This is a genomic window from Streptomyces sp. NPDC045026 (genome assembly GCF_056432625.1).
Genome location: NZ_JBWKIS010000044.1, coordinates 1 through 23,556, shown reverse-complemented (window position 1 = coordinate 23,556; position 23,556 = coordinate 1). Strand labels below are relative to the sequence as shown.

Below are 23,556 nucleotides of genomic sequence, written 5' to 3'. Positions count from 1 at the left end.
CAGCTCGGAGCGTGCCCTTGTTGGGGTGTGTCGGCTGTGCGGTCGCCGACCTGGGCGGTGAGAACGGGTGCCCGCGCCGTCTCACGTCGAAGTGCGTGGGTGATGGCGCGCGCCTCGATGCCCGCCTGGCGAAGGACACCAGTGAGGGGATTGGTGTATCCGGCGAAGTACAAGTGCGGGGCTTCGGGATGGGTCTGTGCCCCTACGGCGAGGGGTTGCCCGGCTTCGTCGAGTACGCCCAGGGACCCTGTGGGGCTCAAATATAGGATCAGGCCGCTGATCTGCGGGTTCGTAGTGGTGTCAACTGGCGATCCGGTACTCGTTGATGAGCCGGTTGAGGACGGCTATGCGGTGGACGCGATGCTCGGCGAGATCGATGGCGTGCGGCGGTCCGGCTTCAGTCTGTGATGGACAGAGTTGGTTCAGGTGAAGTTCCCCCAAGGCCGGGTAGTTAGCGAACTCGCGGGTCATGCAAGGGGTGTTGACGAGTTTCCGATATGGAGCAACGGAGCTCGTTGGTACAGGCAGTCGTCCAAGACAGCTTGTCCCGCAAGGAGCTCCGTTGCCTTCTCATTGTGTCCTGCCGCCTGCGCTGACGGCCATCACCCGAACGGTCACGGTGGCCACGGGCCGGTTCGCTCCCGGCCATTTGGGAGAGCTGACGGCGATCGTGCCGTTCGAACTCGTCGACGCGGCCTTGTCGGAGACGCGGACCGTGCAGCAGCGGCTGCGTGATCTGCCTTCGCGGGGCGGGGTCTACTTTCTCCTCGCGATGTGCCTGTTCCCCGAGGTCGGCTACCGGCTGGTCTGGGACAAGCTGACCGCCGGCCTTACCGGGATCCCGATCGTTCGTCCGAGCACGAAGGCGTTGCGTGATCTGCGCCGCAGACTCGGCAGCGCGCCGGTGCAGGCGTTGTTCGAGGTGCTGGCCGGGCCGCTGGCCTAGCCGACGACGCCGGGGGTGCGGTTCGGCCCGTATCGGACGGTGTCGTTCGACGGCTGCAGCTCGATCAAGGTGCCTGACAGCGAGCGGAACCGGGGCTGGCTGGGGCGGTGCCCGCACGGCGGCTATCCCCAGGTCGAGCTGATGACGCTGGTCGAGACCGGCACCCGGGCCGTGATTGGGGCGGTCTTCGGCCCCACCCGGGAAGGCGAGACCTCGTACGCCACCTGGCTGTTGCACCAGTTGAGCCCCGAGATGCTGGTGCTGTGGGACCGAGGCTTCGACGGCAACGACTTCCTCACCGCCGTGCACGCCACCGGCGCACGGGTCCTGGGCCGTATTCGCCATCGCCGCCGCCCACCGGTCGTCCAGCGGCTCGAGGACTCCTCCTACCTCTCGGCCATCGGCGGCGTCCCGGTCCGCATCATCGAAGCCCGAGTGTGAGCATCACCTGCGCCGACGGGAGCACCTTCGAGGACTCCTACCGCCTGGCCACCACACTCCTGGACGCGCGCCGTTACCCGGCCGACCGTCTCGTGCGCCTCTACCACGAACGTTGGGAGCACGAGAGTGCCTACTACGCCTTGCGTCACACCATCCTGCACGGACGTGTGCTGCGTTCATGCGACCCGGTCGGTGTCGAGCAGGAGATGTGGTCCCTGCTCACCCTCTACCAGCTCCTGCGCCGGGCGATGGTCGAGGCGGCGGAATCCAGGCCGGGCACCGATCCAGACCGCTGCGGCTTCACCGTCGCCTTCCAAACCGCCCGAGACCTGCTGGTATGCGCGGAAGGAGTCCTCGAGCAGGGTATCGGGGAGATGGGTCGCCGGGTCCTGTCAGCCCTGTTGCCCGCGCGGCGATCCCGTGTCAGCACCCGCAAGGTGAAGTCTCCCATCTCGCGTTACGCGGAAAGGAAGTTGGACGGCCGTCCTGACCGCAGCAAGATCGTGACATCGATGATGATCACTCTCCTGTCGCCCCCGTCACCGGAGCCCGCACTGCCTGCTACGACCGTCCGGGAGAAGGCCGGAAACGGCAAAGCCGGCAGCCGTATGGCACGCGTCCTGGCCATCCTGCAGGCAGAACCCGAACGGCAGTGGCGTTCAAGGGAGATCGCCGAGCTCCTCGGCGACGTCACCCTCGTCGCCACCTATCGACAACTCGCCCGCTGGACCGAGAGAGGAATGATCAAGAGGGTCCGCACCGGCCGCTACTCGGCATCACACAGTGACGGATCCCTTGCATGACCTGCAAGTTCGCTAACTACCCGGCCTTGGGTCAAGGCCCCGGAGCTGCATCACCGCAGCCAATGAGCCGCCCTGATCGACTTGATAGGGATGAGGACACAGCTTCAAGTCCGTAGCCATTGCGGGTGCTGGCCGCACTTCAAGGCCGGTGCGAACCGACTTGGGACTCTTTCGGCTACTTGGCGATGCTCGCAATGAACGTGTGGATGTCGGCGGCGAGGTTGCGCATGTCCTCGCCTGCCGCGTGCGCCGTGGTGGTCTCGAAGTGCCATTCCTCGGAGGGCGCTCGATCGTGGATGCCCCAGGTCAGTTGGACGTGGCTACCACGGTGCTCCGCTGAGAGGGTCAGGTCGTAGCAGAGGGAGTGCCAGGCACGTGCGCCTTCCCAGCCCCGGAAGTCTTCGGCAAGCGAGGCGAGGAAGGTGTCGAGGCCGTCGCTGGCCCAAGTCTCCACCGAGGTCTCAACACTTCCCCAGGGCCCGCAGGCCCTGATGAGGAAGTCGAGCCTTGGTTCATCCTCGAACGGGCGTGTCGGCTCCGACAGTAGTAGGCGGACTGGACCGGGGTCTCCCACCTGGACGGCTGGGCGTCCGGAATCGTCGTAGTCGATCACGCGAATAGATTAGAAGACGGGGCCGGCGGGCAGCCACCACTCTCGGACGGAGCAGCATTGAAGATCGTTCATCTTGAAGTTGCTGGTCACGGGGCTGGTGTGACAGTTCTGCTGGGTACTCGCGCTGATCGCGGGCGGGTGTCTGTGCTGTAGATCGTCTGACGCTTCGGGCCGGGCGGTTTTGCGGGTTTTGCTGTGCGCGCCATGCGGCGCTTCTTACGATCCGTCCCGGATCGGTGACCTGGGGCGAAGGGGCGGATGTTGGGCATGTTGGAGCGGATCGCGGCTCCGTCATCCGGGTGAGGAGCCCGCGGCACCTGCCCGTTGACGCCGACGACCCGCGGCCGTACCGTGCGGCGGGCAGAGACGTGACCGTCGTTCATAAACGAGAACATGGGGTGGGGTCGTGGGGCAGCGCAGGGTCGTGGTGTCAGGTGGCAGTACGGGGATCGGGCGGGCGGTGGCCGAGGTCTTTGCGGCGGACGGCGACCACGTCGTCCTCATCGGGCGGCGCGAGGGGCCCCTGGAGAAGGCCGCCGGAGAGCTCGACGCCGCGCACGGTGCGGGAACGGCCTCCTGGGTCGCCGCCGATCTGAGCGATCCCGGCCAGGCCCGCAGAGCCGTCGAATTCTGCACCGCGGGCGGCGCACAGGTCGACGTGGTCGTCGCCAACGCCGGCGGCAACGTCGCACCGGCCCACGACGGCACCCTCGAAGGCATCGCGGACAGCTTCCGCCGCAACTTCGAGGCCAACGTGCTCACCGCCGTGCTGCTCACCGAAGGGCTGCTGCCGCACCTCACCCGGCCCGGCGGCCGGATCATCCAAATGTCGTCCATCGCCGCGCTGCGCGGCCCCGGTTCGTACGGCGGCTCCAAGGCCACCGTCAACACCTACACCGTCGACCTGGCGCAGAAGCTCGGCCCGCAGGGCATCACCGTGAACGCGGTCGCTCCAGGCTTCGTCGCCGACACCGAGTTCTTCGGCGACCGGGCCACGCCCGAGTTCGTCGCCGCCCGGACCAAGCAGTCGCTGACCGGCCAGGCGGGCCGGCCCTCGGACATCGCCGCCGCGGTGCACTATGTGGCGTCACCTGAAGCGGCGTACATGACGGCGCAGATCGTGCATGTGAACGGGGGAGCAGCGCTGGGGCGTTGACGGTCCGTTACCGGTTCGCAGCCCGCCCGGCGCGCGACCAACCCGACTCCACGCTCGTTGCACCGGCATGGGGATCTCGCCATTGAAGATCGTTAATCTTGAAGTTGCTGGTCAGGGGGCTGGAATGAGGGTGATTGGGTACTCGCGCTGGTCGTGGGCGGGTGTCGATGGTGGATCGTCTGTCAGCGGGCGACTTCGTGGTCCGTGAGTACGAGCAGCGCCCGCAGCAGCGTGGCGGGTGTCGAGGCGGAGCTTGGTGAGGATTCGCCAGCTGAGCCGATATCTCCCCGTGCGTGAGGCCCTTCGCGGACAGCGAGAGCACCATCTCGTCTACGCCGGTCAGACGCCGCTGTCGCGTCTTCACGATCTGCGGCTCGAACGTGCCGGCCGTGCGCGGGAATCTTTCACCTCGACCGGACCGACATCGGTGAGCACGGTCCTCGACCGGGTGCCGTTGCGGCTGTTGTCGCTGTTCCTGCCCGTCGCGTCGTGCTTGTCATAGCCGACGTGATCGGTGATCTCGCCCTCCAGCGCGAACTCCAGGACCCTCTTGGTCAGCTGCTGCAGCAGCCCGCCCTTGCCGGTCAGCTGCAGTCCTTCGGAGTGGGCACGGTCGACCAGCATCGCGACCAACTGCTCGTCCGACACCGCTTCCGCGGCCGACTCGACGACCAACTCCTCTACGGCCTCGCGCATCAGGCGTCTCCTTGATCATCGGATCCGCCGTCTATTGGAGACTCCCGTAGCCGCTGGGGTTGTTTTACGCTGCTCTATCGACAGTGACCACGTCGTCTTCCTGCACATCTTCAACGTCGCGCAACAACTGTTGGATGACGCTCTGCATGTTGATGAAGCGTCCGTTTCGTGACACCCGCGATGAGCATGGTTTGTGATCTTGATGGGCGGTCAGTATCTGTTCGCGCGCGACGACACCGTGTGCATGAAGGACCTGGACATGCCTGTGCCTCAAGGTGCGGACGAGGCCGACCAGGGGTATGCGGCGATGACCGCCATGCTCACGAGGATGAGGGCAGTTCCCAGTGCAATGACAGGCTGCGTTCCGAACCTGTCCACCAGGTGACCCGAGCACAGGATGCCCACCATCGAACCGATGGAGAGACAAAACAGGATGATCCCCATCTGTCGTGTCGATAGCCTGAGTTGGTCCCGGACATCCCGGCGTGCACGTCGCCCAGGAGGACAGGGCTATGCCGGGGAGGGAGAAGAACAGGAACAGCTCCCGCCGTCGTCGGCGCACAGCGAGGTCAGGGGTCATGGTCAGTCGCTCCACCACACGGAGCTGTCGCCCGGGAGGAGCGCCTCGTCTTCAGTGATGCGGACGCCATCGACGGTGCTCGCCAGCACCATCCCGGCCGAGAGGCGGAATGCGGACCGGAGCGCCCGTCACATTGGCAGTGCAAACGAACCTTTGTCCATCGTGTGCCGTCCGTCGGAAGATCAGTACACCCGCGGGGGCGTCAAGCCACTCGACGGACTCTCCAGCTCCCAGCGCCGGGTGCTGTCGCCGCACGGCCAGGGCCATGCGGTACAGCTCCAACGAGGAGTGCGGGTCGCCCTGTTGGGACTCGACACTATGGGCGCCCCAGTCAGCGAGTTGGGGCAGCCACGAGCCCGCCTCGCCAAAGCCGTACGACGATCCGTCGCGGGACCACGGGATGGGCACCCGGCAGCCGTCGCGGAGTCCGTCTTGGCCGTCCGCACGGTGGAATGACGGGTCCTGGCGGGCGTCGTCCGGGATAGAGACGACGTCCGGCAAACCCAGTTCCTCGCCTTGGAAGAGGTACGCGGAGCCAGGCAGCGCCAGCATCAGCAGGATCGCAGCCCGGGCGCGGCGCAGACCGAGTTCGATATCGCCTGCGGTGCCGATCTGAGTGCCGAGGCCGGACGGGTTCGCGAAGCGGGTCGTGTGCCGGGTGACGTCGTGGTTGGAGAGTACCCAGGTCGTAGGGGCGCCGACCGGGCGCATTTCGGCGAGCGTGTTGTCGATGACGCCGCGCAGCTCCTGTGCGTCCCAGTAGGCCTTCAGGTAGTGGAAGTTGCATGCCTGGTGGAGTTCGTTCGGGCGGACGTACAGGGCGGTGCGCTCCACCGTGGGCGTCCATGCCTCGGCGAGCGCGTCACCGATAGGCGGCCGGAGGAGATCGACGGTGGGGTGGCCCTGTTCCACCGAGATCGGGCGGTGGACAGGCGGCCGCGCGCTGTACGACCGAAGGGGGTGGGGCGGGAGCCGCGGGCGGCGGCAAGGGGATCGGGGCATCACTCTGCCCTCTCGCGTGCGACAGCGGGGCCGCATGGCCACCTTCTATGACCACGAGATGGCCCAACGGCTGCTGGCACGTTACCTGCGAATTTGATTGGGTTGCGCCTCGCCGGACCAGCCCAGCAAGCTCTGTGGAACAGTAGCGGGGGTCTTCAGAGTTGAGTGGTGCAGCATCCCTCCCCGAAGTACCCCGCTGGTGCCTCGGGACCGGGAGCAGTACGCGGGCAACGCACCGCCGGTATGGGTGAGAGGAAGCTCCCGTGCCCAAGATGACTAGCCGCGACGCGGTGTTCTCCAGTGGCACGGTCGACCTCGACGGCGCGGAGTTCCTCGGCGGCACAGTCGACTTCCGCAACGCGGAGTTCTCCGGCGGCACCGTCGACATCTCCGAGGAGCACATCAGCGATGCGACGGTGCTGGAAGACTCCTTCGAAGATCCTCCGGCCGGATTGGTGCTGTCGCCGGATTTCGGGAGTGCACCGCCGCCGTAGCCACCGTTGCAGCGAGGGGATAACAAGCCCTTCGGGGCGCAGGTGCGGCCGTACCGCGAAAGACCAGGCCAAGCAGCAACAAGGAGAGACCGGCTATGCGGCGGTGCGCCGGCGTTCGGCGTCAATCGCACGCCGCAGCTGCTCCAACTTGAGGGGCAGCAGCTGGCGCAGACCGTCGTAGCGCAGCCTGCCGATCCGGAACGAGCTTACGAGCCCGTTCTCCTCCAGCGGCATCCCGGGAGGACGGATCACCGTGCGCCCTTCGTCGTCGAGGACGCCGTCGTGGCTCATCCAGAGCGACACCCACAGCCGAGAGGTGCCGTGGGCCCGCTGCACCAGGTCCTCGCGCACCGACAGCCAGCGCTCCAGCGCGGCCCGGGTCAGCGCCGAGGTCTCGACCCACTCCGTCCTCGCGCACCGACAGCCAGCGCTCCAGCGCGGCCCGGGTCAGCGCCGAGGTCTCGACCCACTCCCCCTCGACGGTGCCGCCGCCCTGGGGGTGCCGCTCGACGAACACCGACGCATGGCCATCGGCCAGGTCCGTGGTGCGCAGCGCGGCCAGCTCCCCACTTCGTGCCGCGGTGTCCAGCTCCAGCGCGAGCACGGCCGTCAGCCGGGTCTGCGCCGGGGACATCGCCCCGCCCAGGTACCCGTCGAGCTGGCGGTGCAGCGCGGCGAGGGTGGCCGCCTCCGGAGCGGGCTGCAGCCCAACCTCCCCGCCACCTAGACCCACCCCGGGCAGACCGAGTGCTTCGCGCAGCAGGTCGATGCACCGGCGGCGCGGGTCCGGCTGGCTCCGACGTCGTTGGTGAGCAGGTCCGGGCGCAGGGCGCGCAAGTAGTGGGCGAGGGCGTTGCGGGTGTCGGTGCGCAGGGCGAGGTTCAGGGTGTCGGGGTCGAAGTCGGAGCGGACGGCGGGGCGTTGTCAGGTTCCGGTTCGACGATGCGGCGGGCACGCAGCGCGGTGAGCCCGTACCTGGCAACCTTGCAGGTCTCTGAACCATCTGGGGGGACCCCACTGTGACCGAAGTGCTGCCCGGCTCCGCTGACCGGGACGTCACCCCAGCCGACCGCTGGCAACAAGCCATCACATGCGTGCATGCCACGACATCGGCCGGCACGCCCGCGAACGCCCCGGCAGATCGCCGAAGTCGCAGGGCTCGTAGGGCTGTTCGCCCCGGTGCAGGCCAGAGGAGGCCGGCACCGCCGGTGGCAGAGCGAGACCGCACGGTCGCCTATCTACTGCGCCGCCACTGTCACCGCAGCGAAGCCGGCCGCTGACAGACCGGTGGCTCTCAGTCTGTGGGACCTTCGCACGGATGCGTGAGTGGGCCGAAGCGATCGGACCGCGCTCGGCTCCTGCCGCGGCCCGGCTCAGTGAGGAAGGGCTGATGCTGAGCGACTTGGAGGTACGGATCGACGGCATCTCAGCACGACGCCGGCTGCGCAATGACGAGCCCGTTGAGCAGATCATCGCGGCCCTGCGGATCCTGCGGGAGGCCTGACGCTGCAGGAGGGCAGCCAGGGCCGTCACTTGTCGTCACAGGGTCGGCGGGCGAATGAGCAGGCAGCTGGGGCACCCCCGGGCCCTGGTCAGCCGTAGCAACACCTACGCACCCGTACCGGGTACTGGCCCGCCCGGACTCGCCGCCCAAGGTGACCGTCCGCTACCGGTTTGCGGGCGTGTGACTGGCCCGCAGGCCTCGGGCATTCGCGTTCAGCCCAAGTCACTGCCCTTGCGATGAGCTCGAAACCTCGCCACATATCTTCCCAATGCGGACGAGCGCTCCACTCCTACGACCTCTTTGTAGCAGGGCAGTTAACTGCCTCAGCCACCACTCCCACGTGTCGTTCGACCGGCAGATGCGCACCGCTGACACGGGGGGTGCCTCTATGTCTTTCGTCAAGCGAGGCGTGGGGTTCTTGGTTCGTAGAAGGTGCCGTCGCGGAGCATCGCGAACAGCACGTTGATCCGCTGGCGGGCGAGGCGGAGGAGGGCCTGGGTGTGGGTCTTCCCACGGGCCCGGCATTTGTCGTAGTAGGTGCGGGAGGCGGGGTCGTGCAGGGCGGCGAACGCGGACAGGAACATCGCGCGTTTGAGCTGCCGGTTGCCGCCTCTGGGCGCGTGTTCGCCGTGGATCGAGGTCCCGGACGACTTGGTCGTCGGGGCAAGGCCGGCGTAGGAGGCCAGGTGGGCGGCGGTGGGGAAGCTGGTTGCGTCGCCGACGGTGACCAGCAAGGTGGCGGCGGTCCTGACCGCGACCCCCGGAATCGAGGTCAGGACTGCGGAAAGAGGGTGAGCCTCCAGCAGCTGTCCGATCTGCGTTTCGAGGGCTCGTCGCTGTTCGTGGACGGCGGCGAGCGAACGGGCCAGGGACGGGATCACGACGTCGAGGGTGTTGGTGCCCGGGACCACGACGGTCTGCTCGTCGAGAGCGTCGAAGACCTCGTCGATCAGCCGGGCAGCCATGCGCGGAGCCTTGGGTCGGATCACCTGAACGAGCCTGCGGCGACCGGCCTTTCGCAAGCTGGCCGGGGATCCGTAGCGTTCCAGCAGCCAGGTCACGGCACTGTGGTCCAGGCGCGGGCCAAGGACACGCTCCAGGCTGGGGTGGAACTGGGTGAGCAGGGGAGGTGCGGGTGGCCTCGGCCGCGAGGTCCTGGTCGAAGCCGACCAGCACGGTCAGTTCGGCGGTGATCTCGTCGGTCAGTTCCAGCTTGCGCAGGGTGTGCGGCCTGAGGCAGTGCGGGCCGTCGGCAGCCGTCTCGAAGACGGTGTGACCTTCCTACGATCGGGGGTCCGTCGGGCGTTCACGAGCTGTCCAGCAGGGACCGTGCCGGGTCCGCGCCGCCGGGATGAACTTCCAGGTCTCCGGCGCGGTTGACCAGCACACGGCGTCCTGGGTAGGTCCGCTCGGCGATCTCGACGTCCCGCTGGTCGAACTCGCCATAGAAGTACATGACTCCGTCGATGAGCTCGCGTTTCCACGCGCCGGTGGGCCATCGTGTCAGGACCGCCTCGACGGTCATCGGCTCGCCGGGATCGGGCAGGTCAGGGCCATTGGCAGTGCCGTCACCCATCCTTCAACTCACTTCCCGTCCGCCCCTGGGCGATGTCCGCCGTCCGGCTCCCGTCAAGCAGCTTCTTCCTGGGCAGCGAGGAGGCGGTGTTTGATGTTGACGGCCGCGCCGATGTCAGCGCTCGCATCGGGCGCAGGCGCCGACAGCCCGGCCGCCGCGACGACCGGCGAAGGCGCGCTCACAGTCCCTGCGGGCGCCACGAGCACATGGGGCGTCGATGACCAGGACGACAGCGAGCTCACCGCTCTGCTCACGGTGAGCGGCACGGCTGCGTCGTCCTGGCACATCCTGTGGACGACCCGCTAGACATTGTCCCAGACGGTCCAGCGCTGGGACGGGCCCCCGTGCACTTGGTCGTGTTGACGCGGTCGTTCGCCATCCGGGCCAGGCACAGGTTGCTAACGGCGTTCCTGATCATCACAGCGGTACTGCCCTCGTCGTCGAAGAGCCACAGTGCTGCGTCGTCCGCGGCGTTACAGGGCTTCATGGTCGCTTGACCGTTGCGCAACACGAGGCACAACCCGGTCGCCTTCTGCCGGAGCGCCTTGTACTCGAGTTCGTCGTTCCAGTACCACTGCTGATAGGTCGTGTGGTTGCAGCCGAAGACGTACGGGCCGTAGTCGGCGCGGAAGTCCAGGCACCGCCAACTGGGTTCGGCCCTGTTCTGGAACGAGGAGTTCCTCGGCGTGGCGCTGGCTGACGTGCTGCTCAGACCTACTGCGAGTCCGATGACCGCCCCGATGGTGGCCAGCCTTCTCAGAATCATGAATCCCCCTCAGCCCGGCGGGTCAGGCCGGGAATTGAATGTGAGAGGGCGGTATGTGACGTGATGCCACGTTTGTTGTCGCTGGAACGTGTGGCGCAGGCGCATCGGGGCTGATCGGGGAGTCCTGTCGTGCTGGAGTGTTCTTCGTGAGCGACCGCCAGCCCTACAAGAGCGACTTGTCCGACGAGCGGTGGGCTCTGATCGAACCCGTCATCGCCTCCTGGAAGGCTCAGCATCCCTCTGTCAGTGGCCACCAGGGCGCCTACGAGATGCGGGAGATCGTCAATGCCCTGCTCTACCAGTCCCGTACCGGCTGCCAGTGGGACTACCTCCCCCATGACCTGCCCCCGGTCGGTGCGGTGAAGTACTACTTCTACAAGTGGCGCGATGACGGCACCGACCAGACGATCCACGACCTGCTGCGCTGGCAGGTCCGCGAGAGCCGTGGGCGCAAGGCCGACCCGAGCCTGGTGGTGCTCGACACCCAGAGCCTGCACGCGGCCGTCGGGGTGCCCGCCGACACCACCGGAAGGGACGCGGCAAAAAAAGTCCCAGGCCGCAAGCGCGGCCTGGCAGTTGATGTTCTCGGTCTGGTGATCGCGGTGGTGGTGCTGGCCGCGTCCGCGCACGACAACGCCGCCGGCATCGCCCTGCTGGACAAGGTCGCCGCCGACACCGACACAGCCCAAGAGGTGGGTGGTGGAGCAGGTGAACGGGATCATGATGTTGCACCGCAGGCTGGTACGGGACTACGAGCACCGGCCCGACTCCGCCGAGTCGAGGGTGTACTGGGCCATAAGCGACCGGATGGCCCGGATGCTCACCGTGACCTCCACCCCCACCTGGCGCGACGCATGAGCGGCAGCGAGCTGACCTTGGGAGCGGTGCTGGCGCACCTGGAGGAGCAAGAGCGCGAGATCGCCGTGCAGGCCGAGGCCACGCGGGGAAGCATCGCGGAACTCACCGCACAATTGGAGGAGTTCGACCGGGTCGCCGAGGAGGTCCGCATCACCCGCAAGACCCTGCTGGCGCTGCCTGATCCGTCCCCGCCGACGCCGCCGGCCGCGAAGCTGCCGGACCATCCGGCCTACCAGCAGATCATGACAGTGTTCGCCGCGGCCGACTCCCCGCTGCGGGCACGGGCGGTCTGCGAGGCGATGGACCTGGAGATCGCACCCAGCAACGTCAACAACGTCCGGCTGAAGCTCAAGCGGCTGGTCGAACGCACCGCCCTCTCAGGCTGGGCGTTCGGTGGTGAGGGTGATGCGGCCGTCTGTCCAGGCTGGTAGGCGCTGGGCGAGTTTCCTTAGGGACGGGCCTCGTACGTGGTGCAGGTGCACCACGAGTTTCGTGCCGAACAGCGCCTGGAAGTGGACTCCGAGGCCCCGCCCGGTGCCGGTGAATAGTTCGTTGGCCGGGACGTCGGGCTCCGGTGGTTCGTTGAGCCGGTACACGCACAGAGCCTGACGGTCCGGGACCGGTCCGGGGAGGACGGCGACCGCGCGGACCGCCGGCCAGCCCAGTTTGATCACGGGAACGTATCCGTACGCCTGGTGGTACGCGACTCCGCCGGGATGGAAACGGACGGCCGGGTCGTCAGGGCGACTCGGCGCGGGCCCGCCCGTATACGCGCGGATCGTGGTCAGCAGCGTGCTTCCCGGCCGATAGAACAGCGACTCGTCGCCCACCGCGCGGCTCCTTCGCAGGCTCGTCCGTCGAGTCTCGCTAGTTTCCCAGTTTCTCCCATTGCTTGACGTGTGTGCAGCTGTCTAGTCCGAAACCCTCGGCAGAGGCTTTGGTCGCCAGTGCTGCTTTCTGAACGATGCCCACGCCCCCCACCCGCCGGAACGCCACTCTGCTACACATTCAGGCGACGACAAACTATCTATTCACTCACATACCGCCCTCTGAGATCTGTGCGGCCCGGAGACTAGCAGTCAACTGCCCCGTCGGCCCTGAGAACGCGCGGCGTCGCGCGGAGGGCGGCCGGCGCAGCACTGGAGCGACTGGACAACGCATTGTTGGTGAGGGAGCGACGCTCCGCCGCGCAGCCGAGTACCTGCAGAAGCGCCTCTGGGAGGTCGACAGGATCCTGTCAAAGGTCACCGTTCCGGCCGACGACGTCATCGACGAGGAGGTCCTGGAGGACTACGAAGTCCGTGGTTGAGGGTATCCGGCAAAATTGCCGCCTTCCGCTCAACCACAGGCCTCAGAAATCTTTCCCCTGCGCTGACCTGCGGTTTCTCTCAGCTCAAAGGCGTCGAACGACGTGGGGGAGGCACTTTCGGCAGCAGCTCCCACAGCGGCCGTGAGCCGGCCGCCCAGGAGGCCAGCAGCGCGCGGTCGGCTAGGTGCATGCGCAGTTGCCGGGCCAGCTGAGGGCACTTCGTCGAGAAGCGCCCGTTCGTGACGACCAACACCACGTCCGCGCCCTACAGCTGGCGGGCCGTCCCGTTGACCCGCTGAAGGTCGGGTGTGCCCACCGCCGAGCCCTTGGCCCCGTTCTTGCGGTGCTTGCACTGGATAACCCACTTGCGGCCCAGCGGGTCGGTGGCGAGCACGTCTGCCCCGTTGTCGCCCGCGCCGCCGATCTGCTTCGCGTCCGTGCAGCCGTCCCTCCGCATCAAGTTGCGCACTGCGTACTCGAAGTCGCGGTGGTGCAGCCCGTCGAGCTGAGGCAGCCCGTAGCGCAGCCCCTGCCACTGGGCGCGCGCCCACAGGGCGCGCTGCTGCCGCTGGTACAGCGCACCCACGCTCGCCAGTACGGCTACCACGGCGAGCAGGACGAAGACCCACCAGTGCGCCAACAACCAGTTGACCACCGCGATGACGAGCGCCAGCCCGACGAGCGCGCCCACGAGGAGAGCCACGAGCTGGTCCTGCTTGCGCTGGCGGCGCTTGCTTCGCCTACGCCTTCGCGCTGGCGGTCGCCGCGTCATCGCTGACCATCCCGGGGTGAGAAGCGGATCGGGTACGTCACCGTCGGCTTCGGCAATGGCTTCTGATGCCAGCCCGGGAATCGCACCGGGTACACCGCCGTGGAGTTAGGGCGCGGCCGTTGCTCCGACCCCGAGGCCTTTCCCGAGCCGTCCATGGCGTTGCCCCCACCAACGACCACCACGGCCACGGTCGCGAGTATCGCCATCTCACGTCGAGCGCCGGACGCCCACCGCGAGTATCCGCGAACCGCCGTCCCGTCCTTCCGTACGTACGGCCTCACCCAAGGCATGCAGCCTCCCCCTCCACCGCGGGTCCCCGCCGAACTGCCGATACTGACAACCACCACTGACATTGAGTCAGCAAACCTGCACCCACGGTGATCGCGTAAGTGGAGATCAGGCCAGGTCAGTACACGCAGGGCTCCGCCCCAGACCCCAGCCACCCTGCACGTACGCGCCGATCAGGTTCGCGCCAGCAGCAGACGGCGGCCGCGATTCTCGAGCCTGCACCGGCCGTCGAGAGCGACTCGCACCGTGCCATCACGCAGGCGTGCCAGGCCGACCGCCACGGTGAGGGAGAAGTGATCGCCGGGTTCCCGCTGCGTGTGGTGGTCCGGGAGGATGGGACGCCGTACGTGTTCGAGCGCTGGCGGGAGGCCGCGGTGTACGCGGACGACGGGACGCTGTCCCTGACGGACCGGCATCACGAATTTCAGTGCAGAAGGGAGTAGTTCAGGGCCGCTGCAGCGGCCGAGAGCGCCTTTCCCCGTTGGGTGGCATACCGCCGTGAACACGTGGGCCTCGACGTTGCAGGGCTCCCGATGGAGGGCACAGTCCTGGTCTGGGGACTCTCGCCATGCCCGTAGAAGGCCCCGTCTGGTGCAATTCCGCGGCCATTGTCGTCTGGATCAACCGGTGTGCAGTTGGGCAGTTGTTGATTCCGTGTGTCGTGACCTGACCGGGTGTGCAAAAGTGAAGTGTGATGGGCGAGTTGACCAGGTGATGGCGGGGGCGTGCGGGGGCGGGGAGAGGGTGCGGTAGGGCGGGAAGGTGGGGTGGCCGCGCCACAGCTGACACGAACGCACCGCATACTCATCGGCGTGGTCGTCGCCGGAGCGGTGGCCATCGCCGGCATCGGCTTTGCAGGCTCATACGTAGCTGTGCGCGAGCTCGCCTTCCAGAAGGGGTTCGGGACGTTCAGCTACGCGCTCCCGATCGGCATCGACGCGGGTATCTGCGTACTGCTCGCCCTGGACCTGCTGCTGACTTGGATCCGGATACCGTTCCCGCTGCTGCGCCAGACACGGCGTGGCTGCTGACCGCCGCGACGATCGCGTTCAACGGCGCGGCCGCGTGGCCGGACCCGCTCGGCGTCGGCATGCACGCCGTCATCCCGATCCTGTTCGTCGGCGTTCACGAACCCGGTGTTCCTCTGCGCGTAGCAGTTCAGCCTTCCAGAAGGGGAGGGGGTGGCCTGGACAGCATGGCTGGCTAGGCTGCCCCTCCTGAATGTTTGCCACAGCGGCGGCGTGCGGCAGTGCCGGGCGCGCCAAGACGGGGGACGGAAGACGCATGGCAGATCGCCAGACGGTCCAGTTGTTCGACCACATGCGCAGGGGCATGCCGTTCGAGTTCACGACCAAGATGTCGATGATGAAGCGGCTCGCGACGCTGGTGTCCACCGCCGAGCTCTTCGGCTATCAGTACGCCGGAGCCCGGCAGGAGATCTTCTCCATCAAACTGCTCTTCACCCCCGACCCGAGCCCGCAGGCGCAGGCACGCGCCGCGCAGTGCTGGCCGTACGCGCCGCAGATGCCCGGGATCCCGCCGCAGACGTTGGAACTCAACAAGAAGCGCGTGCTGTTCGACCTGAGCAGCAAGGCTGCGCTGCTGAAGCGGCTGCCGGTCGTCGGGGTGATCGTTCTCCTGGCGTTCCTGCGCTCGCTCACCTTCCTGGGCAGCTCTCCAGGCCTCGCCCTCGGCTATGGGTGCGGCATGGCCGTCCTGGCCGGCGTCGGCATATGGATCAACTTCCTGCGCCACAAGAAGGCCGGCGCGTACCTCCAGGCGGCGGGCTTCGTACGCCACGAGCCCGCCCCCGGCCAGGTCTTCCACCTGCCGCCGGGCTCCCAGCCGCAGCACGGCCAGTCACTGCAGCAGTACGCACAGCAGGCCCCCGGGTACGGCGGCCAGGCCCAGCCCCCGCACGGCGCACCGCAGCACCAGCAGTACGGACAGCAGCAACCTCCACAGTACGGACAGCAGCAGCCCCCGCAGTACGGGCAGCAGCAGCCCCCGCAGTACGGGCAGCAGGCGCCCTACAGCGGCTGGCCGCCGCAGTGGGAGGAGGAGGGCAGGAGTCGGTAACCCGTTGCTGAGGTCATAGTCAGATCTCAGCAATCCGTGCGTTTACGCACAGATGGTCCTTAACGGTGTCACCACAGCCCGAGCTGGGCGGTGGTGTCCTGTTGAAGGTCTCGCGGTTCCTTCCGCCTGTGGGGCGGTTTTGCGCCACCTGCCCGCACCGGGTCAGCTTTGCGGCTGGCCCGGCTGACGCGGGTCTTCTGGACGGCTCCACGCGGTTTCGGCACGCTGGGCGTGCCCCGGTCTCCGGCCACTCCGGTACCGGTTGTGCCGGCCGATGCGAGGTCGACGAGGTTGCGGGCGGCGTTCTCGTCCCGGTCGATGACCAGGCCGCACGCTTCGCAGGAGAACACACGGACGTGCAGGGGCAGTTTGGCTTTCACTGCCTTGCACGACGAGCAGGTTTTCGAGGACGGGGGCACGTGACGCTGCCGGGCGCAAGGTCGCTCGGCTGGGTGCCTGGCGGGACGAGCGCCCCAAGCGTCATGCCGTTCGTCATTGCGCAGGTGGCCACGGTGCTTCGCGTGGACATGCTCGAGGCCGCGCACCGTCGCCTGCCGAACTCATTCCTCTCCTGCGGATCGTGGCTTGGCCCCGTCGCGCGCCGAGAGTCGAAGCGCGCCAGCCCCGAGGTATTCATTCCGGTATACTCGCGGTATGGATACGACGATCAAGATCGGTGCCGAGACTCGGGACAAGCTTGCGGCCTTGGCCGAGGCCCGCAACATGTCGATGCGGGCGTTGATTGAGGAGTTCGCCGCGACTGCGCTCACGCCCGCGCAGCTGCAGGAACGGGCGGAGCGCACGGACGCATTCCTGGTCTCGGAGTTCGGCCATCGGGTCAGCGAGGATGATGCCGGTGCGCTGCGTGAGCGAATGCGTCAGGCGCAGGCCGCCCACCAGGCGCGGGTGCGGGGCACGGCAGCGTGATCGTCGAGCACTACATCCTGGACAGTGCCACCCTCCTCGCCCTGGGCGGACACAAGCAGGTCTCCGGGCTCGTTCATGTCGCAGCCGGTGATCCCACCGTGCGGCTGTGGGTGCCGATCGTGTCCGCGCTGGAAGCAGAGCGGGAACGGACCGGGATCGTCGACTACCTCGGCATCCTCGACGTGCTGCACACCTTGGGCACCGACTACGAGGCCGCCCACGCCATCGCCGACCTGCACCGCCGGAACGTCCCGTTCGGCGTGGCGGCCGCAGTGCACGCCGCACGTCCTACCCTGGACCGTCCCGACGGTGCGCTTGTCGCCACCATCGCCCCCTCGGACTACGAGGGCCTCGGTGCGCCAGTGATGGACCTCAACTCGTAGGCCCGACAGGGATGTGGGGGTGCCGCGGCGAGCGCACTACGCGACGCTCAGTCCTTGTAGGTGACGCGGACGTGGTCGAAGTGCCCGCCGGTGGCCAACCATGGCTGCGGCTATACGTGCAGGTTCTGGAGCATGTCTGGTGTGCGGAGGCGGACTGACCGGGGCGGCAGCTACTGCTCCCAGAGGGTCGTCTTGAACGTGTAGTCGACGGCCCATTCCACGGAGGGCTCGCCCAGGCGCGTCCACTGGGCTTCCTGGACGACCGCGCGCACGACTCCCCCCTCAGCCGTTACCAGGCACAGGGTGCTGCCCCGCTTGTGCTGTGACCGGGATGGTTCACCGTGATCGGAAGACGGCTTACGGGACGAGCGCGTTCCGCGAAACGACTGGTATTACTGGTGCATGCAGGAAGAAACCGCGCGGTCCGCGATCGACACGTTCATCTCCGCGTTCAACGCCTCGGACGACAGCTATGTGACTGCGCTCCTCTCCCAGGCCCTGACCTCGGACGTGGTCTTCTGGGGGCCGTTGGGCCGCAGCGAAGGGGTCGAGGCGGTCGAGCGGTTCGTGCTGGACATCCGGCGCCACCCGGCGGGGACCGGCACGATGGTGCGCTGCTCGGCGGTGGACATGCCTGACGAGTGGGCCCGGTACCAGTGGGTCTTCACCACGCCGGATGGAGGCCCCCGTCTGGCGGGAACGGACGTCGTCCATCTGCGGCGGAGCCTCATCGACCAGGTCATCGTCTTCGCGGGGGAGATCGACCCGTCCGCCTCCTGAGTCATCCTTCTCCTGAACCGGCTCCGTTCGGCCCTCCGGGGCTGCGGCTCGCGGTTGGTCAGGCTGCGGTGTTGAGGGGACGTCCGCCCCAGCGGATGCCTTTCTCGCTACGGATGCGGGCACGTTCCTTGCGTTCGGCGGCCAGGACGTCGCGGTGGCGGGCGTTGGCGTTGCGCCAGCGCAGGTAGGCGTGCAGGGCCCGGGTCTGCACGGTGTGGTTGGGATGGTGGGAGTTGGCGATGGTGAACTGCCGCAGCGGTCCGAAGTGCGCCTCGATCGGGTTGGCCCAGGAGGCGTAGGTCGGGGTGAAGCACAGTTCGACCTTGTTCTTCTTCGCCCAGCGGCGGATGTCGGTGCCCTTGTGGGCGGACAGGTTGTCCATGACCACGTAGATGGGTGCACCGTCGGGCCGGGCGGCGCGGATCGACTTCAGCGCGGCCAGCGTGTTCCCGGCGCCCTTCTTGCGGCGGTTGACGCCCCACAAGCGATCGTCGCCGACCGAGTAGCAGCCGTGGAAATAGCGCACCCCGTGGGTGCGGTGGTAGGTGGCCGGCAGCCGGCCGGGGCGCTTCTTCCTGGCCCAGCCGGAGCCCGCCGTGGGCCGAATCCCGAGCGGGCCGAACTCGTCGAACGCAAAGGCCCGGTCCGGGAACCGGTCCACCACTTCCTCGATCCGGTCCAGCTTCGCCTCGCGCTCGGGGTCCGGGGACTCCTTCCACGTCTTGGTGCGCTGGAAGGTGACGCCGCGCCGGGCGAGCAGGCAGCGTAACGCCTCGCGGCCGATGCGGATGACCCGACCGTGGACTTTCCACAGGTAGGCGACGAGCTTGCGCAGGGACCAGCGGGTGAAGGGCTGGCCGAGCTTGGCGGGGCGGGTGGTGGCCGTCTGGATGACGAAGTCCTCATCGTCAGAGCTGAGCAGGCGGGGACGGCCTCCCGCCCAGTGAGGGTCCAGGCAGGCCAGGCCGATCTCGTTGAACCGATGAATCACGTCGCGGACGGTGTCCTCGTCGGCTTGGACCAGCTGGGCGATCACCGGGACGCGGTTCCCGCCGGCCGAGGCGAGCAGCATCATCGCGCGCCGGTAGCGCACCGAGTTGGTGCTGCCCCGGCGCACGATCTGCTGTAACCGCTGCCTTCCTGATCAGCGCAGGTCTGCGGAGCGGCTCCCGGCAGGCTTGTATAGGGCGATCACCGCGGTGATCCGGATGGCGCAGTAGCCGTGGCAGCGGCGCATCAGGCTGGCCGGCTTCAGCCACTCTGCGTGACAGCCGGGCGAAGTCGCCGCCAGGAGAGGAGGGCGTAGAGGTGTCGGCCGTCATCAGAGCTTGCTGGTGTCGCGGGGCTCGGCGTAGGGCTCGTCGCCCGGGGGGTGCCCGCCTTCAATTGCACGTCCGCGTTCCAGTTCAGCGTTGAACTCCAGTCCGAGGAGGATCGCGATGTTGGTGAGCCACAGCCAGATCAGCGCGACGATCGGGGTAGCGAAGGCGCCGTAGGTCTTGTTGTAGCTGCTGAAATTGGCGACGTAGAGCGCGAACAGCGCGGAGACGATGAGCCAGATGACTACGGCCACGGCAGCCCCGGGCATCACTCGCCGGATTGGCCGTTTGACGTTGGGAGCGGCCCAGTAGAGCAGCGTGACGATCAGAATGACCAGGAGGAGCATGACCGGCCATTTGGCGATGTTCCACACGGTCACTGCCGTGTCGCCCAGCCCCAGGATCGATCCCATTTTTTTGGCCAGGGTGCCGGTGAAGACGATGCCGATCGCGGTCAGGGCCAAGAGGATCACCACGGCCGCGGTGATGCCGACGCGGACCGGCAGCGTCTTCCATACTGGTCGGCCCTCGCCGATGTCATAGACGATGTTGGACGCACGCATGAAGGCGGCAACGTAGCCGGAGGCCGACCACAGCGCCAAGACGACACCGATGATCAACGCGAGCAGGGCTTTGCCCTGGCCGCCCTTCAGTTGCTCCAGCATGGTGGTAAGGATGTCGCGCACGGACCCGGGTGCGATGCTGGAGAGATTCTTGATCAGTGAGTCGATGGTGGAAGGGCTCAGCAGTCCCAGAACGGACACCAGAGCCAGCATGGCCGGGAAGATCGCCAGGACACCGTAGTAGGTCAGGGCGGCTGCCCAGTCCGTGAGGTTGTCCTCCTTGAACTCCCGCAGTGTGCGCTTCACGGCGCCTTTGGACGAACCGCCTTTCGCGGCGTCCTTCCGAGATGGACGGCCAGCATCGCCGCCTTCGCTCCCCTCGTCTTCGTGGGGCGGATGATCGCCGCCGCCTCTGTTGCCATTCAGGTGTCTGGGACCGCCACCATCGTGGTCGTCATTGTGTTCGCGGTCCGGCTTATCAGAGGGTGGCGTTGCCACAGGGACTCCTTCGTCGAGCGTCGGCGCTCGCGGCGGTCGGCGTGCTCAGATGCATGCTGCTTCGCATGCGCAACCCCGCTGCCTCCATCAGATTCTCAGAATGCGGCCTGCTGACGCGGCCGAGAGGCCGCATCCCCATCACACCCGCTGAGTTAGGTGCTGGCCACTGGATGGCGCCCATCAGGTTGTGCCCCTCCCGGTCCGGCAGCCCCACCCCCTTTGACGACCGCGGGAAGGGTGCCTGGTGTCGGCCGGGGTGGCGCGGACCCAGTGTTCGAGGTGCAGGGTCTCGCAGGCCGTCGCGGCGGCGGCAACGTCCGGGGCCACGGACTTGCTGGCCGGGGGAGGCCTCTAGGAGTTGTCTTCAAATGTCACGCCCACATCAGGAGCGAAGCGAGGGTGACGGCTGCCTGGTAGGACTCGGCGGTCTTGTCGTAGCGGGTCGCGATGCCACGCCACTGCTTGAGACAGTTGAAGCACCGTTCCACGACGTTGCGCCGCTTGTAGAGCTGCTTGTCGAAGGCCGGTGGGCGCCCGCCACGGCTGCCGCGCCGGAGCCGGTTGCGGACCTGGTCGGCTCGCTCAGGGATGGTGTAGCTGATGCCCCGCTGCCGCAGCCAGGTCCGTATCGCCCGGGAGCTGTAGCCCTTGTCGCCCAGCACGTGGGCGGGCCGAACCCGGGGCCGGCCCGGGCCGAGGCGAGGCACCCGGATCGCGTCCATCACCGTGGTGAACTGCGTGCAGTCGTTGGTGTTCCCGCCCGTGACCACGAAGGCGAGCGGGCGACCGAAGGCATCGCAGGCCAGGTGGATTTTGCTGGTCAGACCGCCCCGGGAACGTCCGAGGCCGGGGCTGCGGACCCCCCTTTTCGGGCTCCGGCGGCATGCTGGTGGGCCCGCACGACGGTGGAGTCGACCGACACCAGCCAGTCGATCTCCCCAACCGCATCCGCCCGGGCCTGGGCGGCCTCGAGCATCCGCTCGAAGGTGCCGTCCAGAGCCCACCGGCGAAACCGCGTATGCAGCGTGGCCCACGGGCCATACCGCTCGGGCACATCCCGCCAGGCCGTGCCCGTCCGGAACTTCCACACGATCCCGTTGAGCACGGTTCGGTCGTCCAACCGCTTCCGCCCCCGCAAGGACTCAGGCAGCAACGGACGGACGAACTCCCACTCCTCATCAGACAGTTCATGGCGACGTTTCACCCGGCCATGATCCAACACTCAAGATCATTTGAAGGGTCGTAGCCTGCTCCGGTGTGTGCCGCAGGAACTCGTCGCAGGCGGACCGCCGTCAGCGGTGGTGGGCGGGCCTGCGGCGCTGCTCGGAGTCGGTCAGAGCCGGCCGCCTGTAGTCGATGTCCGCGGGGTTGAGCGTGACGCCGGGGGCGACGATCTCGTCGATGCGGTCGAGGATCTCGTCGTCGAGCCGGACCTCGGCGGCGGCGAGCTGGTCGGTGAGTTGCTCGGCCGTGCGGGCGCCGAGGATCACCGAGGTGACGCCCGGGTGGGTCGACGCGAAGGCGAGCGCCAGGTGCGTCAGGGAGATTCCCGCCTCGTCCGCCAAGGCCGACAGGCGCTCGACGGCGTCGAGTTTGCGCTGGTTGCCCGGCAGGTCGAGGTTGAACTTGTGGGCGACCGCCTGTCGGAACCCGTTCATCTCGATCGGCTCGCCGCGGCGGAATCGCCCGGTCAGCCAGCCGCTGTTGAGTGGACTCCAGGTCAGCACGCCGAGTCCGTACTTCTGCGCGGTGGGCAGCACGTCCGCCTCGATCCCGCGCACGAAGACGGAGTACGGGGGCTGCTCGGTGCGGAAGGGGATGTGGCTCCGGCGGTCGGCGGTCCACTGTGCCTCGACGAGCTGTTCGGCGGGGAAGTCTGAGGTCCCGATGGCCATGATCTTGCCCGCGCGTACCAGGTCGGAAAGGACCGAGAGCGTCTCGTCGATGTCCGTGCTCGGGTCCGGGCGGTGCACCTGGTAGAGGTCGATGCGGTCGGTTCCCAGGCGGCGCAGGCTGTCGTCGACGGCCTTGGTGAGCCAACGGCGGGAGTTTCCCTGCCGGTTGGGGTCCTCGTCCTTGAAGCGGACTGGGAAGTGCCCCTTCGTCGCAAGCACGACCTCGTCGCGGCGGTCTCGGATTGCCTTGCCCACGATCTCCTCGGCCTCGCCGCCCGAGTACTGGTCGGCGGTGTCGATGAGGTTGATCCCGGCGTCCAGGGCCGTGTGGATCAGCCGGGCCGCATCGTCGTGATCCGTGTTCCCCCACGCGCCCAGGCGCAGGGTGCCCAGCGCGAACTTGCTGACCGATATGCCGGTGCGGCCCAGCTTCCTGTGCTGCATCACTCACTGCTCCTTGATGTCGCCTCTCCCCGCGGACGGGGTGCAGAGTTGCTACCTCTCCGACGCGATGAACCTATGACATGCAACAACAATGTTGCAAGTAAATCCTTTGAGGGAGTGCGGATGTAGCATGTTGGCGTGACGGTGCAGAAGCAGCAGCAGACGGAACCGCAGGCGAAACGGCCCCTCCGGGCCGACACCGAACGGACCGTGCAGACGATCCTGGAAGCGGCCGAACGCGTCCTGGCCACCAACCAGGCGGCGACCATGGAGCAGCTCGCCCGGGCCGCCGGCGTCGCCCGGACCACGGTCCACCGCCGGTTCGCCACCCGTGAGGCGCTCCTGGACGAGCTCACCGGTTGGGCCGCCCGCCAGTTCGCGGCCGCCGTCGACACCGCCCGCCCCGACGCTGCCCCGCCGCTCGTCGCCCTCTACCAGGTCACTGCCAACGTCCTCCGCGTGAAGACCGACTGGTCGTTCGCCATGAACCGCGCGGCCGAGGACGCCCACCCCGAGGCGGCCCGCATCCACGCCGAGGTCCGGGCCACCTGCGTCCGGCTCTTCCGCCGCGCCCAGGAGGCGGGCGTGCTCCGCCCCGACATCGACCTCGACTGGACCCGGCGCGTCTACTACGCCCTCATCCACGAGGCCGCCAAGGAGGGAGCGGGAGACAGCGACACGGACGCGCTCGCCACCCGCGTCGTGGACACCCTGCTGCGGGGCGCCGGGGCTCCGGCCGGACTCGCGGGGCAGACGGGAATTTGAAGACAGGCCCTAGGTGTATTGAGCATGAGCGTTGTTGACACGCGCGGGCCTTGAAGAGGGCGAAGGCCTCCGTGTGTGGTGGAGGTGTCGAATCTTCAC

26 protein-coding genes and 8 pseudogenes are annotated in these 23,556 nt (G+C 67.7%); 17 read left to right on the top strand and 17 right to left on the bottom strand.

Going from position 1 to position 23,556, the window contains the following annotated elements; all coding sequences use genetic code 11:
• Positions 1–300: 300 nt before the first annotated feature.
• Positions 301–471 carry a hypothetical protein gene (locus AC07EJ_RS43785; RefSeq protein WP_389489340.1) on the bottom strand — a complete coding sequence of 57 codons (171 nt, stop codon included), beginning with the start codon at positions 469–471 and terminating at the stop codon, positions 301–303.
• A 91-nt stretch (positions 472–562) separates the two neighbouring features.
• Between AC07EJ_RS43785 and AC07EJ_RS43780 the strand changes: the two genes are divergently transcribed.
• The 3 genes from AC07EJ_RS43780 to AC07EJ_RS43770 all read left to right on the top strand — a co-directional run bounded on the left by AC07EJ_RS43780 (position 563) and on the right by AC07EJ_RS43770 (position 2,190).
• On the top strand, positions 563–946 hold the full coding sequence (locus tag AC07EJ_RS43780; protein WP_478886331.1) for a transposase domain-containing protein: 384 nt from the start codon (positions 563–565) through the stop codon (positions 944–946).
• Between the two features lie 69 nt (positions 947–1,015).
• Positions 1,016–1,387, top strand: coding sequence for a hypothetical protein (locus AC07EJ_RS43775; RefSeq protein WP_478886330.1), 372 nt, complete (start codon positions 1,016–1,018; stop codon positions 1,385–1,387).
• Complete coding sequence (locus AC07EJ_RS43770) at positions 1,384–2,190, top strand: hypothetical protein (RefSeq protein ID WP_389489336.1); 807 nt, start codon at positions 1,384–1,386, stop codon at positions 2,188–2,190. The genes AC07EJ_RS43775 and AC07EJ_RS43770 overlap by 4 nt, the downstream gene beginning before the upstream one ends.
• Positions 2,191–2,365: 175 nt before the next feature.
• On the opposite strand, the gene AC07EJ_RS43765 is transcribed toward AC07EJ_RS43770, so the two are convergent.
• Positions 2,366–2,764: a DUF6228 family protein gene (locus AC07EJ_RS43765; RefSeq protein WP_389489397.1), complete on the bottom strand. Its 399-nt coding sequence runs from the start codon at positions 2,762–2,764 to the stop codon at positions 2,366–2,368.
• Between the two features lie 445 nt (positions 2,765–3,209).
• On the opposite strand from AC07EJ_RS43765, the gene AC07EJ_RS43760 reads away from it, so the two are divergent.
• On the top strand, positions 3,210–3,959 hold the full coding sequence (locus tag AC07EJ_RS43760) for an SDR family NAD(P)-dependent oxidoreductase (protein WP_478886329.1): 750 nt from the start codon (positions 3,210–3,212) through the stop codon (positions 3,957–3,959).
• Positions 3,960–3,966: 7 nt separating this feature from the next.
• On the opposite strand, the pseudogene AC07EJ_RS43755 reads toward AC07EJ_RS43760, so the two are convergent.
• From AC07EJ_RS43755 to AC07EJ_RS43740, 4 genes and pseudogenes are all read right to left on the bottom strand, one after another.
• Positions 3,967–4,380 (bottom strand): annotated as a pseudogene (locus AC07EJ_RS43755) (transposase); the annotation flags it as partial.
• Entirely contained in the window at positions 4,320–4,583 is a 264-nt protein-coding gene (locus AC07EJ_RS43750) for a transposase (RefSeq protein WP_478886343.1), read from the bottom strand. The pseudogene AC07EJ_RS43755 and the gene AC07EJ_RS43750, both read right to left, overlap by 61 nt.
• Before the next feature lie 372 nt (positions 4,584–4,955).
• Positions 4,956–5,235 (bottom strand): annotated as a pseudogene (locus AC07EJ_RS43745) (MFS transporter); the annotation flags it as partial.
• Between the two features lie 2 nt (positions 5,236–5,237).
• Positions 5,238–6,096, bottom strand: a pseudogene (locus tag AC07EJ_RS43740) (alpha-amylase family glycosyl hydrolase); the annotation flags it as partial.
• Positions 6,097–6,500: 404 nt separating this feature from the next.
• Here AC07EJ_RS43740 and AC07EJ_RS43735 point away from each other — a divergent pair.
• The gene (locus tag AC07EJ_RS43735; RefSeq protein ID WP_389489331.1) at positions 6,501–6,731 is read left to right on the top strand and encodes a hypothetical protein; all 231 of its coding nucleotides are present in this window, start codon (positions 6,501–6,503) and stop codon (positions 6,729–6,731) included.
• Positions 6,732–6,824: 93 nt separating this feature from the next.
• Here AC07EJ_RS43735 and AC07EJ_RS43730 read toward each other — a convergent pair whose 3' ends face one another.
• Positions 6,825–7,022 (bottom strand): hypothetical protein, encoded by a 198-nt coding sequence (locus AC07EJ_RS43730; RefSeq protein WP_478886328.1) that lies wholly within the window; start codon positions 7,020–7,022, stop codon positions 6,825–6,827.
• 25 nt (positions 7,023–7,047) lie between these two features.
• Between AC07EJ_RS43730 and AC07EJ_RS43725 the strand changes: the two genes are divergently transcribed.
• Both AC07EJ_RS43725 and AC07EJ_RS43720 read left to right on the top strand, forming a co-directional pair.
• Positions 7,048–7,458, top strand: coding sequence for a hypothetical protein (locus tag AC07EJ_RS43725; RefSeq protein ID WP_478886327.1), 411 nt, complete (start codon positions 7,048–7,050; stop codon positions 7,456–7,458).
• A gap of 591 nt (positions 7,459–8,049) precedes the next feature.
• Positions 8,050–8,235, top strand: a complete 186-nt coding sequence (locus tag AC07EJ_RS43720) for a hypothetical protein (protein ID WP_389489326.1) — start codon at positions 8,050–8,052, stop codon at positions 8,233–8,235.
• A 398-nt stretch (positions 8,236–8,633) separates the two neighbouring features.
• Here the strand turns inward: AC07EJ_RS43720 and AC07EJ_RS43715 are convergent.
• Together AC07EJ_RS43715 and AC07EJ_RS43710 are read right to left on the bottom strand one after the other, a co-directional pair.
• Positions 8,634–9,465: pseudogene (locus tag AC07EJ_RS43715) on the bottom strand (transposase); the annotation flags it as partial.
• A gap of 76 nt (positions 9,466–9,541) precedes the next feature.
• The gene (locus AC07EJ_RS43710; RefSeq protein WP_478886326.1) at positions 9,542–9,811 is read right to left on the bottom strand and encodes a hypothetical protein; all 270 of its coding nucleotides are present in this window, start codon (positions 9,809–9,811) and stop codon (positions 9,542–9,544) included.
• A gap of 111 nt (positions 9,812–9,922) precedes the next feature.
• Here AC07EJ_RS43710 and AC07EJ_RS43705 point away from each other — a divergent pair, with 111 nt between their 5' ends.
• The gene (locus AC07EJ_RS43705) at positions 9,923–10,117 is read left to right on the top strand and encodes a hypothetical protein (RefSeq protein WP_389489410.1); all 195 of its coding nucleotides are present in this window, start codon (positions 9,923–9,925) and stop codon (positions 10,115–10,117) included.
• Here AC07EJ_RS43705 and AC07EJ_RS43700 read toward each other — a convergent pair.
• Positions 10,062–10,577: an RICIN domain-containing protein gene (locus AC07EJ_RS43700; protein ID WP_478886325.1), complete on the bottom strand. Its 516-nt coding sequence runs from the start codon at positions 10,575–10,577 to the stop codon at positions 10,062–10,064. The two genes, AC07EJ_RS43705 and AC07EJ_RS43700, sit on opposite strands and share 56 nt — an antisense overlap.
• 146 nt (positions 10,578–10,723) lie before the next feature.
• On the opposite strand from AC07EJ_RS43700, the pseudogene AC07EJ_RS43695 reads away from it, so the two are divergent.
• Both AC07EJ_RS43695 and AC07EJ_RS43690 read left to right on the top strand, forming a co-directional pair.
• Positions 10,724–11,435, top strand: a pseudogene (locus tag AC07EJ_RS43695) (transposase).
• Positions 11,432–11,866 carry a hypothetical protein gene (locus AC07EJ_RS43690; RefSeq protein ID WP_389489319.1) on the top strand — a complete coding sequence of 145 codons (435 nt, stop codon included), beginning with the start codon at positions 11,432–11,434 and terminating at the stop codon, positions 11,864–11,866. The pseudogene AC07EJ_RS43695 and the gene AC07EJ_RS43690 overlap by 4 nt, the downstream one beginning before the upstream one ends.
• Here the strand turns inward: AC07EJ_RS43690 and AC07EJ_RS43685 are convergent.
• On the bottom strand, positions 11,813–12,265 hold the full coding sequence (locus AC07EJ_RS43685; protein WP_389489317.1) for a hypothetical protein: 453 nt from the start codon (positions 12,263–12,265) through the stop codon (positions 11,813–11,815). The genes AC07EJ_RS43690 and AC07EJ_RS43685 overlap by 54 nt on opposite strands.
• A 134-nt stretch (positions 12,266–12,399) precedes the next feature.
• Here AC07EJ_RS43685 and AC07EJ_RS43680 point away from each other — a divergent pair, with 134 nt between their 5' ends.
• The gene (locus AC07EJ_RS43680; protein WP_389489315.1) at positions 12,400–12,744 is read left to right on the top strand and encodes a hypothetical protein; all 345 of its coding nucleotides are present in this window, start codon (positions 12,400–12,402) and stop codon (positions 12,742–12,744) included.
• A gap of 79 nt (positions 12,745–12,823) precedes the next feature.
• On the opposite strand, the pseudogene AC07EJ_RS43675 reads toward AC07EJ_RS43680, so the two are convergent.
• A pseudogene (locus AC07EJ_RS43675) lies at positions 12,824–13,516 on the bottom strand (restriction endonuclease).
• A 1,055-nt stretch (positions 13,517–14,571) separates the two neighbouring features.
• Here AC07EJ_RS43675 and AC07EJ_RS43670 point away from each other — a divergent pair.
• Together AC07EJ_RS43670 and AC07EJ_RS43665 are read left to right on the top strand one after the other, a co-directional pair.
• Positions 14,572–14,924: pseudogene (locus AC07EJ_RS43670) on the top strand (DUF2637 domain-containing protein); the annotation flags it as partial.
• Between the two features lie 164 nt (positions 14,925–15,088).
• Positions 15,089–15,883: a hypothetical protein gene (locus tag AC07EJ_RS43665; RefSeq protein ID WP_478886324.1), complete on the top strand. Its 795-nt coding sequence runs from the start codon at positions 15,089–15,091 to the stop codon at positions 15,881–15,883.
• Positions 15,884–15,951: 68 nt separating this feature from the next.
• Here the strand turns inward: AC07EJ_RS43665 and AC07EJ_RS43660 are convergent, their stop codons facing one another.
• On the bottom strand, positions 15,952–16,302 hold the full coding sequence (locus AC07EJ_RS43660; protein WP_389489308.1) for a zinc ribbon domain-containing protein: 351 nt from the start codon (positions 16,300–16,302) through the stop codon (positions 15,952–15,954).
• Between the two features lie 235 nt (positions 16,303–16,537).
• Here AC07EJ_RS43660 and AC07EJ_RS43655 point away from each other — a divergent pair, with 235 nt between their 5' ends.
• The 3 genes from AC07EJ_RS43655 to AC07EJ_RS43645 all read left to right on the top strand — a co-directional run bounded on the left by AC07EJ_RS43655 (position 16,538) and on the right by AC07EJ_RS43645 (position 17,973).
• On the top strand, positions 16,538–16,810 hold the full coding sequence (locus tag AC07EJ_RS43655; protein ID WP_389489306.1) for a hypothetical protein: 273 nt from the start codon (positions 16,538–16,540) through the stop codon (positions 16,808–16,810).
• The gene (locus AC07EJ_RS43650) at positions 16,807–17,193 is read left to right on the top strand and encodes a PIN domain-containing protein (protein WP_478886323.1); all 387 of its coding nucleotides are present in this window, start codon (positions 16,807–16,809) and stop codon (positions 17,191–17,193) included. Before AC07EJ_RS43655 ends, AC07EJ_RS43650 begins: the two co-directional genes overlap by 4 nt.
• Positions 17,194–17,595: 402 nt before the next feature.
• The gene (locus AC07EJ_RS43645) at positions 17,596–17,973 is read left to right on the top strand and encodes a nuclear transport factor 2 family protein (protein ID WP_389489304.1); all 378 of its coding nucleotides are present in this window, start codon (positions 17,596–17,598) and stop codon (positions 17,971–17,973) included.
• 58 nt (positions 17,974–18,031) lie between these two features.
• On the opposite strand, the gene AC07EJ_RS43640 is transcribed toward AC07EJ_RS43645, so the two are convergent.
• The 4 genes and pseudogenes from AC07EJ_RS43640 to AC07EJ_RS43625 form a co-directional block, all read right to left on the bottom strand.
• Complete coding sequence (locus AC07EJ_RS43640; protein WP_478886342.1) at positions 18,032–19,093, bottom strand: IS630 family transposase; 1,062 nt, start codon at positions 19,091–19,093, stop codon at positions 18,032–18,034.
• 201 nt (positions 19,094–19,294) lie between these two features.
• Positions 19,295–20,353 (bottom strand): YihY/virulence factor BrkB family protein, encoded by a 1,059-nt coding sequence (locus AC07EJ_RS43635; RefSeq protein ID WP_478886322.1) that lies wholly within the window; start codon positions 20,351–20,353, stop codon positions 19,295–19,297.
• A gap of 371 nt (positions 20,354–20,724) precedes the next feature.
• Positions 20,725–21,557, bottom strand: a pseudogene (locus tag AC07EJ_RS43630) (IS5 family transposase).
• 88 nt (positions 21,558–21,645) lie between these two features.
• Positions 21,646–22,692 (bottom strand): aldo/keto reductase, encoded by a 1,047-nt coding sequence (locus tag AC07EJ_RS43625; RefSeq protein ID WP_478886321.1) that lies wholly within the window; start codon positions 22,690–22,692, stop codon positions 21,646–21,648.
• Positions 22,693–22,830: 138 nt separating this feature from the next.
• Here AC07EJ_RS43625 and AC07EJ_RS43620 point away from each other — a divergent pair, with 138 nt between their 5' ends.
• On the top strand, positions 22,831–23,457 hold the full coding sequence (locus AC07EJ_RS43620) for a TetR/AcrR family transcriptional regulator (protein ID WP_478886320.1): 627 nt from the start codon (positions 22,831–22,833) through the stop codon (positions 23,455–23,457).
• Positions 23,458–23,556 lie beyond the last annotated feature (99 nt).